Below are 11,939 nucleotides of genomic sequence, written 5' to 3' on the forward strand. Positions count from 1 at the left end.
CCTATGAACCTCCGAGACCGCTCCCGCTGCGGGGTTCAATGACGATGTCAACGCGACGCGCCATTTCATAGCGCTTCTCTTCATCATCAATCCGCGGCAGTGTGTCGTATCTTGATGCCGCAAATCCGTAAATATTTATGTAATCCAGATAACCCGACCTTTTTAATTCGTTGGCAACCTCGGCCGCACGGGCCAGGGAAAGCTCCCAATTCGATGTGTAACGACTTCTCGCGCTGACCGGTCGCGGGTCGGTATGGCCCTGAACACCAACGCGATTACCAATATTTGACAGCACGCCTCCCAGCACGAACAGGGCCTGCTGTGCGCTTTGCGCCAATTTTTCGCTACCTGGCACAAACATCACATCGCCCGGCAAAGAGATAATCAATTTGTCGGCATCATGCTTCAGGCGGGCATGCATCAAAATCGGGTTATCGCGAATGGCCCCCTCAATCACCGAACTGAGGTAATCAAGGTTCATGGCCGGTTTGCGATAAACCCGTGGAATATTCATTTGCGAGGTCGGCTCGTCGGTCGGGTCGACGGGGGCGGGGCGAATGGATTGGGATAAAGAATCAACAACTTCGTCCCAACGATCCACCTTCACGCTCGACATTGCAAACAACATGACAAAAAACGTCAGCAGCAGCGAAATCAAATCGGCGAGGCTCAACATCCAGATCGGCGGACCTGGTGGTGTTTCTTTTTTGGGTTTGTCCATCATCCGCCGTCTCCCGGTGCCGGTGTTGCGGACGGGGGCGCAGGCACAACACCAGGCGATGCCATCGGCAATGGAATGGTGACACTTGGCCCGCCCGAATTCGACCGGGGCAATGCTGGCAAGGGAAGCGTGGTAGAGGAAGTATCTCTTTGGGTGCTCGCCGCGCGCTCGGCTGCGGCCTTTGCTTCGGGGGTCTGGTCCCAGAAAAACCGGAATGTCACAACGAAGGGATCAGCACCGGGGTCGATCCCCACATCGATAGAACGCGCCGGAGCCCCCTGGGCAATAACCTTGCGGGCAAAAGCACCGGCACGGGCAATTTCAAGGCTGCCTTCGATCGGAACCGTACCATGTTTGCCCAAATCACTGCCCAGCATCATTTCCATTTCATATTGCGCCCCGCCTGCTGTATTGGCCAGCGCACGCGCCAGATTAACAACAAAGCCCTGCTGACGGTCACGAATGGTTATTTTACCGGGATCAAAAAGCTGGTCGGTATGCATCATTACCTCCATCAGCTTGCCCGGCTGAAGGACTTCGACACGTGCCACTTTTAACGGAGACTGAAACAAATCACCGAGCTTTTTCTGCGTTTCCTGTGCGGCGATCAAAGGGCCGTCAACAGATGTAACCGTATCAAGGCTGGTGGTGGGCGGCAAGATCGAGGCAAAGGCAGATGACAGGCTTTGCTGCACCTTTTGCGCCTTTACCTCTTCATAGGTGGAAATGGTGTTTAGCAAAATAAAAAAGGCTAAAAGCAGAAGATAAAGCGACAAAAACAACGCCGTTGTGCCACCGGTCATGGCAACTACACGTTTTGGGACGTCATCTTCTGCTTCAGCCATACCCGTTCGTCATTTCGCCCAAGGGGTCAATTAAACATCGCGTCGATATCGGCCTGCGAAACGCCCTTGCCTTCAAGCTGCGGACCGTTCAACAGGGCCTCGTCACCCTGCTTTGCTTCTTTGGCCTTGCGCGGATTGTCTTTGGCATAACGCGCAATCTCCGCCCCGAATGCCGTTACCAGCCCTTCAACCCGTTCTTCAATGGCTTTCAATGCCTTGACGACCTTGGTTGTCCGCTGGCCGGTAATGTCCTGAAAATTGCAGGCTTCATAGACACGCATCGTCGCATTGGTCACGATTTCCGCCTGATCGGGCGACAGGGTTCCTGCAAATTCTTCAAGCGAGTCCATCGCATCAAGAATCTCATGCGTTGCCCCGGCTGTCGCATCAACGATGGCATCAAGCTCGTCGGTGGCATTGGGGATATATTCGGCCTTGATGTCATCGGGACGCAACGACGCAATTTCCGTTTTCATCTTGCGGATGATATTGGAAAGCTCATCAAGTTCGCCAAACAGGCGTTTTTCATCCTGATTGTCGGTCTTTTTACTGGCAGGAAGAAACTTGGCCAGGCTTTCAACAAGCCCGGAGACTTCCTCAATCTTCAGATCGCCTTTTTCAAGACGTTTCTTAAGCTGAGCCAGCAGATCACGTAGTTGGCTATCATCCACGGCGGTATCACGGGACAAAATGCCCCGTGCCCCTCTTTGACTTAGAAATCACCAAGAACCGTGGTCAGCTTACCCTTGAGGGTTTCGGCATTGAACGGCTTGACGATATAATTTGATACGCCTGCTTTCTTTGCCATGACAACGTTTTCGGTCTTGGCTTCGGCAGTGATCATGATGAAGGGAAGATCCTTCAGCTTTGCATCGGCGCGCACTTCCTTGAGCAACTGAAGGCCGGTCATCGGCTCCATGTTCCAGTCGGAAATAACAAGGCTGAATGGCTTTTCACGCAATTTGCGCAATGCCATGCTGCCGTCTGTTGCTTCTTCAATATTGGTGAAGTTCAACTGGCGAAGAAGATTACGGATGATACGCAACATGGTTTTGTAATCATCGACAATCAGAATTGGCATGTTGGGATCGACGGACATTTACCACTCCATGATGCTGTCAATCTGGAAAAAGACCCAGCTTAGGTTAAGAAATTTATCTTCGTGATGTACCTATTTAATTTAGGTTAATCAAGGCTTTTCACTTTGACAAAATGGGCGTTTCCCATCCGATTTCAAGAACATCCCCTAAAACAGGATGGATATTTTACAGTTTCCCGCGCTTCCACGTTTAATTAGACGCAGAGAGGTTACTGGTTTGTCAACGGAAGCGTGCTTAAATCGCGTTTATAGGCAAGCTCGGTCGTCAGGGCACGGGCGCGATCGGGGGTCATTTGGGCCATAACGGCGGCGGCATTGGCTTCGCGCATGCCCTGGGCAACCTGCAAAAGAATATTCATATCAAGATCATTCCAGATCCGGGCCGCATCCTTCGGTTTCATTTTTTCATACACCGTGATCAGCTTTTTAATGCGGTCTTCATCTTTCTCGTCTTTCTTTTCAACCAGTTGCGCAATAGACGCCTGAAGCTGTTTCATTTCGGCAATTTTGCTATCAATCCGTGCTTCGGCTGCCGTAATCAGGCTTTCGCGCTCGTCAAGGCGCTGCTCGCGACGGTCCAGTTCTGAACGACGCGCCGACAGATTTTGCAAAAGGTCAATTTCTTCCTGGGTGAACAGGGTTGGATCGCCCCCAAATGTTGGCGGCTGATCTCCCGCGTCACCACCTGACGCGGCTTCCTGGTCCATGGCCGGGGTCAGCGCACCATCAACCGGTGCATCCAGGCCCGGCTCACCCGCAACACCAGCAGGATTGGCAGGGCTGTCCTGCGCGCGCGCGGCCTGCACAACGCTGACCGCAGCAACTTCCTTCATATTGCCCCCGTCGCGCCAGATTGACACAACATCAGAAACTTTTAGCGACAGGACAAGTCCCGACACCAAAATCAGCAAAGGCAAAATACGCAAAGAAGACATTCACTCACCCGATAGTATCTGCCGCCCCGACACCGAGACGAGCTGAAAACCAAATTTGCGAGCTACCCACAACAAACGGCAGCCCCATATCCTGAAAATGGGGTACATTCATTGTCAGAACAAGCCCGCTTGCGCAAACGAGGCCTGCTTTTATCATATGGCAGCGTCGCAAATCCCCACACAATTCCCCAATATCCAAAGCACGGCCCCGCATCATCTTCGCGCGCGAGCCATCCCCAACATTAACGCACAGAACGCAAAGCGGCCAGCAGTTCCCGTTCGGCTTCGGAACGCCCGGCATCCTGGTCGAGATCATCATCGTCCATAATATTTGCCCGACGATCCCGATCATCGCGCGATGACAGGCTTGACGACCGATCATCATTTTTCATATTTCGCCCGCCGCCGTCATCATAGGCGTTGCGCGCGTTTTGTCGTTCCGTATCACGCACCATGCGCGCGGCCAGTTCCTCGGCACGCGTTTCAATGCCCACCCGATCGTTCCGGTCATCCTGTGACGATTTACTGCCATGGCCCTGCGGGCTGGAAAGCCCGGATTCCGACGACGCGGCAGACGTTTTTCGCGCCGCATTCACGCCGCTGGCCGCCTTTTCAAGACGATTGGCAATGGCGTCTCCGCGATCCACCATAAAGGACAAATCTTCATGCAGGCCACTGGCCCGCTCGATATCCTCGCGCAACGCATCCCCGCTTTGTGATGCCATTTCCTTCAAAGACTGAATGAGTATTTCAGCCCGCTCGGTCGCGGCATGAAATGCTGACAGGAACTGTTCCATGTCCTCGCGGTTACGACGAAAGGCCGCAAGCCTGCGATTGAGCATCAGCGCATAGACGATTGTCGCCACCAGCAAAACAATCATCAGGAGATCGAGATAAAACTCGAAATCCATCAGCCGGTTTCCTCCTTGTTCTTGCGCGCACGTTCGCGCACCTGAATGGCGATTCGGTCCCCTTTTCGTCCCATCAGGCCGCGAAACAGGGCAACATCCCCGCACCGCACTTCCACCGGCGACGTTGGCCCGGTATTAAGCAACATCCGGTTCCCCACTTCAAGATTGATCACATCGCCCAGCGCCATGATCTGTTCATCAAGAACAGCCAGCAAATTAACATGCGTTTGCCAAAGTTCATTGGCAAGGTGGTTTTCCCAGATCGAGTCACGGCCGAACTTTTCGCCCATGAACATCTGAAGCAGCAATTCACGCACCGGCTCCAGCGTTGCATAAGGGATCAGCAATTCCAGCCGCCCGCCGCGATCTTCCATATCAATCCGCAGCTTGGCCACAATGGCGGCATTGGCATGGCGGGCAATGGTGGCAAAACGCGGATTGGTTTCCAGGCGTTCAAACCGGAAATTAACCGGGCTTAGCGGGTCAAACGCGGCGGAAAGATCACCCAGAACCACATGGATCATGCGTTCAACCAAGTTGCGTTCAATCGTGGTATAAGGCCTGCCTTCAATTCGCATTGCGGCGGTACCACGGCGCCCGCCCAGCAACACGTCCACGATCGAATAGATCAGGGCCGAATCAACTGTTAACAGACCATAGTTATCCCATTCCTCGGCCTTGAAAACCCCCAGCATTGCCGGCAAGGGAATGGAATTAAGATAGTCGCCAAAACGCAATGACAAAATATTGTCGAGCGAAACTTCAACATTGTCCGAGGTAAAGTTACGCAACGATGTCGACATCATGCGGACCAGGCGGTCAAACACCACCTCAAGCATGGGCAACCGTTCATAGGCCACCATCGACGAGTTAATGATCGCCTGAATGCCCGACTGGTCACCCGAACCACTGCCATCATCAAAGCCCAGCAGGCTGTCAATTTCGTCCTGGTTCAGAACACGCGCAGATCCGGGGCCGACAATTTCTTCGTCCTCGCCGCCATCCTCGCCAAGCATGGATTCCCATTCGGCGGCCATGTCATCGCCGCCGTCACCGTCTTCCTCTCCGCCGCCAGCCATGGCTTCCCATTCAGCGGCCAGTGCATCATCATCGTCTTCTTCGGCCATCGGCGCTTATCCCAGGCTTTTATTTGCGGTCCTGCGCGGTACGTTATTGTACCAGCATTTCCTTAAACAAAACGTCGTTAATTTTGGCAGGCTTCGCCGCCGCACTTACCCGTATCAGCAGTTCTTCGCGCAGGCGGAACATACCTTCGGACCCGGCAAGATCTTCCGGGCGCAATTCACGAAGATAAACCTGAAAATTGTCAACAATGCGCGGCATCATCTGCTCAACTTCCGGGATTTTTAACTGGTCGGCAACTTCAAGACTAACCCGTATCTTCAAATAGCTTTGCTTGCCACTGCCGGTATTCAGATTGACCAGAATTTCAGGCAAATCAACAAACCCGACATTATCCGGTACACCAGGTGCCTGTTCGATCGCCGCTTCCGATGCGGCTTCTTCCGTGGTCTGGCTGCCCTTACCCAACACCATATCTATCACCGGCTGCATCAAGCCGGTAAAATAAGCCGCCGCCGCACCGCCAACCAGCAACAGAACCAGCAGAACAATAACAATCAGCAGCTTTTTACTGCCGCGCTTGACACCATCGTCTTCATCAACTTCGTCAATGTCGTCACCCATCAGCTTGTCCTGCCCCGCACATTGTCAGATCATTCCGGTGCGTGCATCCGCACGCCGAACCCGTATGACAGCCTTAAACCGGCCCTGTTAACATTCCGTTGCCCATGATAGCCGCTGCGCTGCCAATCGACAACAAAAGCACTGTAAAGTCATTGTCTTTGCCATCACCATCAGCATCACATGCCATTGACACCGGGCACCCTTTACCATTTGGGATCAAACCTGCGCAATACCAGCGACACAGGGCTGGCAAAGCAAAAAGTTTGCCACATCACCTTTAAATCAAACGATGGCGCATTTTCTGCCGATGCAACCTGCCCCGCCATCGCCGACCAAACCCGTTGCGATCCTGTGGCCGCACCCTTTGATGTCGCAATGCACGCCCTGGCATCGCCGCGATATAAACACCGTAAAATGATCCCCTGTTACAGGGGCCTTTCTTGCCGCATCAGCCGTTTTTTGCAAGGAGGCAAGTTTTACCCAACACCGTTAACATACTGTTTTGAATAATTTTTTCAATTCTGGCACGCCATTCGCATTACTGCTGGCAACCAATTTTGCCTGCAAACGGGATATTACCCATAATGGAAAATACATCCTATATCGCCATGTCGCGCCAAAAAGTTTTGCGAAGCCAGATGAACAACATCACGCAGAACCTGGCCAACATGGATACCAACGGGTACAAACAGCAAAACATGATGTTCACCGACTGGATCGCGGCGAACAAGGATGCGCCGTTCCGCGGCGAACGCAAGATCGCTCTGGTACAGGATATTGGCCAGTATCGTGATACCACGGTTGGCAATATCGAAACAACCGAGCGTGACTTTGACGTCGCGCTGACCAAACCCGACATGTATTTTTCGGTCGATACCCCCAATGGCACCCGTTACACCCGAAACGGCAATTTTTCACTTGATCCCGGCGGCCAGCTCATCACGTCGGAAGGATATCCGGTGTTAACCGATGCCGGACAGCCGCTGTTTTTTGGCCAGGCCGACACCCGCGTTACCATTGCCGGTGATGGCACCGTTTCAACCGATGTCGGACAGGTAGGTCGCCTCGCGGTCTCCACCTTTGACGATATCCAGCAGCTTAAACCCGAAGGGTCATCGCTTTATAATACCGACCAGCAGGCCCAGGCGGTGGAAAACCCCGGAATGGTCCAGGGTTCCCTGGAAAAATCCAACGTCAATCCGATCAAGGCAATGGTCGATATGATCGAGGTTTTACGGAGCTATCAGTCCGTGGTCAAAACCATCGAAAATGAAAACCAGCGCCAGCGCGACATGATCAGCAAACTGGGCGATGTCCGCGCCTGATTGATATGAACAATTTGGCCTGCACCTTGTTGCAGGCCCACCAAGACAGCGCAGCACGCGCAGGATGAGGAGACGAAAATGCGGTCACTCGATATCGGGGCTCTTGGCATGATGGCGCAATCCACCAATGTGGATGTAACGTCAAACAACATCGCCAACATGACCACCACCGGCTATAAACGCCAGCGTGCCGAATTTCAGGATTTGTTATATCAGGATTTGCGCCGCGCCGGGTCCCCATCATCAGATACCGGCACCATTGTGCCGGTCGGTGTTCAGGTGGGCCTTGGTGTAAAAACCGCCGCGATTGGCCGTTATACCGGCCAAGGCAGTGTGACCATGACCGAAAACGAACTTGACGTCGCCTTGCAGGGACGCGGGTATTTTCAGGTTGATTTGCCCAGCGGCGAAACCGCCTATACCCGGGACGGCACGTTCAAACTCGATGCGAACGGCCAGATCGTAACCAAAGATGGCTATGCGATCCAGCCCGGCATCACGATTCCCAACAACGCCAAATCCGTGACGATTAACGGTTCCGGCGAAGTTTATGCCGAAATTGACGGCCAGGTCGCACCGCAGAATCTGGGCCAGATTCAGCTGGCAACCTTTATCAACCCGGCCGGCATGAGCGCGATGGGCGACAACCTGTTTCTTGAAACCGATGCTTCAGGCACACCCAACACCGGTACTGCCGGGTCGGTTGGCTTTGGCTCCATGCTTCAGGGGTACCTTGAATCTTCCAACGTCAATGTGGTTCAGGAAATCACCAACCTGATCAAGGCCCAACGTGCCTATGAAATGAATTCCAAATCCATTTCCACGAGCGACGAAATGATGAGCGCGATGAGCAACCTGCGATAAGTGACCGGGCACAGTCCTTCAAAAGATGATGCCCGATACAGCAGAACCGGTCGGGCATGACAGAATTGCGTTTTGCTTTACCTGTCATTGTTGTTTTGGTGCTAACATCACAGGCATGATGATGCGAAACACCCTTTCTGCCCTTGTCCTGGCTTTGCTGTTCCTGTTGCCTGGAAACCTGCAGGCACAGGAAATGGATATTCTTTTGCGTCCGCAGGCCAACGTCGAAGGTGCCTATGTCACCTTGGGCGATCTTTTCAGTGGCTTGCCGGTCGATCAGGAAAATGTTGCCGTGGCCCATGCCCCGCAACCGGGCCAACAGGCCGTTCTTGATTATCGCTGGCTGGCCGGAATTGCCCAGCGATACAAGGTGCCGTGGCGCCCGCGGACAACCGCCGACCAAATCGTTGTGACCCGCGACAGTCAAAGCATTGGCATGGATGAAATCGCCGATGCGATTCATGGTGCCTTGTCGGAAAACGGCATCCCCGCACCTTTTACCGTGGATATGGGCGGGGAAACATTTCGTATTGAATTGCCCGTCGATGTACCGGCACAGCTGGAAATTACCGGCATTAACATCAACCGGCGCACAGGCCGGTTTGTTGCCGATGTCACCACCGGGCGCGGGACAGCCCAGCAACGCACATACCGCATGAATGGCCGTTTTTTTCCGCTTGAACAGGTGCCTGTTCTGGTTGATTCCGTGCAACGTGGCGACATAGTTCGCCCCGATCAGGTCGAAATGCGCGACTTTCGCACCGACCGGTTGCAAGCCAATGTCTTGCGCAATCCTTCTGACGTGATTGGCAAGGAAGTGCGCCGCAATGTCGGCCCCGGGGAACCCTTGCTCAACCGGGATTTCACCGCCCCAATTCTGGTTCGGCGCGGGGCCATTGTGACGATCCGGCTCGAAACGCCCAATATGTCGCTGACGGCACGGGGGAAAGCCCTTGAAAACGGATCGCAAGGGGATGTGATCCGGGTGGTGAATTTGCAAAGCAACAAAACCATCCAGGTTGAAGTTACCGCCGAAAACGATGTGCGCGCCCTTCCCGCCATGAGCCAGTAAGGCAAAGATATTTTCTGATTTTCCACTGATAGAAAAGCGCGTTGATAAAACCGGTCAACGCGCTTTTTTCGTCAGCACACCGCCATAAAGACGCTGTTGCCAATCGCGTCGGGCGCAGCACAGCGCCATTTTGCTAACCTTGCTCATCCCGATCAAACGCCCGGCAAGGTTTGCCGTCCCGGGTCCCTCATAACTGGCACGCCGGTTGCTTGTTAAACAGTGCGGAACCCAGGAGGATAAAATGAATTTTATCAAAACCCCGAACAAAATGCCATCCCGGCGCCACACCAAGCTTCCCCAATTGGCAATGACCCTGTCGCTGATCTGCGCAACGGCATTGCTGTCAGGCTGCAATACCATGCGGCGACTTTCCGAAGTTGGCGAGGCACCAAAACTGTCGGGCATCAACAACCCCACGCAAAACCCCGGCTATCGACCGGTCAGCATGCCGATGCCGGCACCACAGGTGGCTGAAAGCAACCCCAATTCACTGTGGCGCACCGGGGCGCGGTCTTTCTTCAAGGATCAGCGCGCCGCCCAGGTCGGCGACATCTTGACGGTTAACATCGCGATTTCTGACAAGGCTGTGCTGGCAAATACCACGGCCCGCACCCGCAAGAATTCCGAAGATATGGGAATGCCATCCTTGCTGGGTCTGGAAAGCCAGTTGACCAAGGTTTTGCCCGAAACCATCAATCCATCAAGCCTGTTTAACGTCAATAGCAATACATCAAACTCGGGCGGCGGCACGCTGGACCGAAAAGAAACCATCGATTTAAAAGTCGCTGCGATCATTGTGCAGGTTTTGCCCAACGGCAACTATGTCATTCATGGTCGCCAGGAGATTCGCGTCAATGCCGAGGTCCGCGAGGTTCAGGTGGCGGGCGTGATCCGGGCTGCCGACATTACGTCGGCCAATACCGTTTCCTATGACAAAATAGCCGAGGCCCGCATTTCCTATGGCGGACGCGGTACCATTTCCGATGTTCAGCAACCACGTTATGGCAGCGAAATCATGGACATCCTTTTACCCTTCTAGTCAAAACAGGCTTCGGGGTTCCGCATAAGGGCGCTTTTGCCCCCCCGATAACCGGCTGGCAAAAAATTGCCAGCCGGTTTTATTTGTGCGCCCGGCATGGGCGCACCAAAAAAAAGGGATCAGCCCTGTCTGGACCGATCCCTTGCCGGGTATCCCCGTTCTAGCGTTTCTCCCACAAGAAACAAATTTTATCGGCTGCGGTTTCCAGTTCAGAATCCCGTCTTTTTACCGTATTTTTTTACCGCTGCGATCAATCGTCGCGGCGGGTGCGTTCCATCCGTTCATGACGTTCCTGGGCTTCTATGCTCAAGGTCGCAATCGGACGGGCTTCTAGGCGTTTAAGGCTGATCGGTTCGTCAGTTTCTTCGCAGTAACCATAGGATCCGTCTTCAATGCGGCGCAAAGCGGCGTCAATCTTGGAAATCAGCTTGCGCGCTCGGTCACGCGTCCGCAACTCAAGTGCCCGCTCGGTCTCCGCAGAAGCACGGTCGGTAAGATCGGGTTCTTGCAATCCTCCGTCCTGAAGATTTGCCAATGTCTCTGATGATTCGTGTAAAAGTTCTGTCCGCCAAGCCAAAAGCTTTTGACGAAAATATTCCCGCTGACGCGGATTCATGAACTCTTCGTCCTCGGCGGGACGATAGTCAGGTGCTAATGTGATAGTCATGTATGCCCTCTATACAGGACTCACCGATCGCGCGGGAATATAGAGGCAGCAGCCTGTCGGCGCAAGCTGATTGAACAATTTCGCCAAATCTATCGAGAAAAAACCGAAAAACTGCGCAATTTCAATTAGATACCCGAATTATTCCCAATTAGCGCAAACCGGCAACATCCAGCTTTGCCAATTCAACCCGCGCGCGCAATTCAATTTCATCAAGAACCGACGCCAACGCCGGATCATCGACCTCCTCGCGCTGTTTTCCCACAACATCAACCAGTTGCGCCAATTGGGATGCCGGAAGCCCCCCCCCCAGCAAGGCCTGACGTACCCGATCAAGCTGATCAAGCAGGGTTTTCGCCCGCAAGATCGACCGCTTGCGCGGGGAATCCAGTGCATCGCCGCTTTGCTGCAGGGCCAGCAGCGCATCAAGCGCACTGACCGACGATGGTGCATGCGCCCCACCGGCAACCGCCGCCCGTTCCGGTCCTTGCCCGCTGGAACGCATGGCATTGGCAAAGCCCTGGCCATGACCACCGGTGCCCGAAGCCTTGCGTGTCGATGCACCCGATGTGGTGCCTTTTGATCCGCCAACCTTCATGTCTGTCTACTGCCTTGCTGATGCGTTCCAGGCCAATGAAATTACCGCCCGGGAAATCTCAATCAATGTCTCTGCTCCCTATCTATATCTGGAGACAAAGTGATCCTTTGTCGAGTCTTGCCCAAAGACACCATTTGAGCAACGGGAAAAAAATGCCGG

At 53.8% G+C, this 11,939-nt stretch carries 14 protein-coding genes; 4 read left to right on the forward strand and 10 right to left on the reverse strand.

Annotation, left to right across the window (positions count from 1 at the left end):
* Window position 1: 1 nt before the first annotated feature.
* The 8 genes from AAC086_RS15870 to AAC086_RS15905 all read right to left on the reverse strand — a co-directional run bounded on the left by AAC086_RS15870 (window position 2) and on the right by AAC086_RS15905 (window position 6,218).
* The gene (locus AAC086_RS15870; RefSeq protein WP_339780088.1) at window positions 2-724 is read right to left on the reverse strand and encodes a flagellar motor protein MotB; all 723 of its coding nucleotides are present in this window, start codon (window positions 722-724) and stop codon (window positions 2-4) included.
* Complete coding sequence (locus AAC086_RS15875; RefSeq protein WP_339780090.1) at window positions 721-1,566, reverse strand: hypothetical protein; 846 nt, start codon at window positions 1,564-1,566, stop codon at window positions 721-723. The genes AAC086_RS15870 and AAC086_RS15875 overlap by 4 nt, the downstream gene beginning before the upstream one ends.
* Before the next feature lie 26 nt (window positions 1,567-1,592).
* Window positions 1,593-2,255: a protein phosphatase CheZ gene (locus tag AAC086_RS15880; RefSeq protein WP_339780092.1), complete on the reverse strand. Its 663-nt coding sequence runs from the start codon at window positions 2,253-2,255 to the stop codon at window positions 1,593-1,595.
* Window positions 2,256-2,278: 23 nt separating this feature from the next.
* Complete coding sequence (locus AAC086_RS15885; RefSeq protein WP_085580778.1) at window positions 2,279-2,665, reverse strand: response regulator; 387 nt, start codon at window positions 2,663-2,665, stop codon at window positions 2,279-2,281.
* 209 nt (window positions 2,666-2,874) lie between these two features.
* A complete protein-coding gene (locus AAC086_RS15890; protein WP_339780097.1) occupies window positions 2,875-3,600 on the reverse strand; it encodes a hypothetical protein in 726 nt (241 codons plus the stop codon).
* Window positions 3,601-3,842: 242 nt separating this feature from the next.
* On the reverse strand, window positions 3,843-4,511 hold the full coding sequence (locus AAC086_RS15895; protein ID WP_339780099.1) for a DUF6468 domain-containing protein: 669 nt from the start codon (window positions 4,509-4,511) through the stop codon (window positions 3,843-3,845).
* Window positions 4,511-5,638 carry a flagellar motor switch protein FliM gene (gene fliM / locus AAC086_RS15900; protein WP_339780101.1) on the reverse strand — a complete coding sequence of 376 codons (1,128 nt, stop codon included), beginning with the start codon at window positions 5,636-5,638 and terminating at the stop codon, window positions 4,511-4,513. Before fliM ends, AAC086_RS15895 begins: the two co-directional genes overlap by 1 nt.
* A 43-nt stretch (window positions 5,639-5,681) precedes the next feature.
* A complete protein-coding gene (locus AAC086_RS15905; RefSeq protein ID WP_339780103.1) occupies window positions 5,682-6,218 on the reverse strand; it encodes a flagellar basal body-associated FliL family protein in 537 nt (178 codons plus the stop codon).
* A 584-nt stretch (window positions 6,219-6,802) separates the two neighbouring features.
* Here AAC086_RS15905 and flgF point away from each other — a divergent pair.
* From flgF to flgH, 4 genes are all read left to right on the forward strand, one after another.
* Window positions 6,803-7,543: a flagellar basal-body rod protein FlgF gene (flgF, locus tag AAC086_RS15910; protein WP_339780104.1), complete on the forward strand. Its 741-nt coding sequence runs from the start codon at window positions 6,803-6,805 to the stop codon at window positions 7,541-7,543.
* 78 nt (window positions 7,544-7,621) lie between these two features.
* A complete protein-coding gene (gene flgG, locus AAC086_RS15915; protein ID WP_339780105.1) occupies window positions 7,622-8,407 on the forward strand; it encodes a flagellar basal-body rod protein FlgG in 786 nt (261 codons plus the stop codon).
* Window positions 8,408-8,600: 193 nt separating this feature from the next.
* Window positions 8,601-9,479, forward strand: coding sequence for a flagellar basal body P-ring formation chaperone FlgA (gene flgA, locus AAC086_RS15920; protein WP_339780106.1), 879 nt, complete (start codon window positions 8,601-8,603; stop codon window positions 9,477-9,479).
* A 241-nt stretch (window positions 9,480-9,720) separates the two neighbouring features.
* Window positions 9,721-10,518: a flagellar basal body L-ring protein FlgH gene (flgH, locus tag AAC086_RS15925; RefSeq protein ID WP_339780107.1), complete on the forward strand. Its 798-nt coding sequence runs from the start codon at window positions 9,721-9,723 to the stop codon at window positions 10,516-10,518.
* Between the two features lie 250 nt (window positions 10,519-10,768).
* Here the strand turns inward: flgH and dksA are convergent, their stop codons facing one another.
* On the reverse strand, window positions 10,769-11,185 hold the full coding sequence (dksA, locus tag AAC086_RS15930) for an RNA polymerase-binding protein DksA (protein ID WP_339780108.1): 417 nt from the start codon (window positions 11,183-11,185) through the stop codon (window positions 10,769-10,771).
* 148 nt (window positions 11,186-11,333) lie between these two features.
* Window positions 11,334-11,780: a flagellar assembly protein FliX gene (locus AAC086_RS15935; RefSeq protein ID WP_339780109.1), complete on the reverse strand. Its 447-nt coding sequence runs from the start codon at window positions 11,778-11,780 to the stop codon at window positions 11,334-11,336.
* Window positions 11,781-11,939: the final 159 nt, after the last annotated feature.

It is taken from the genome of uncultured Thalassospira sp. (genome assembly GCF_963976115.1).
Lineage (GTDB): Bacteria > Pseudomonadota > Alphaproteobacteria > Rhodospirillales > Thalassospiraceae > Thalassospira.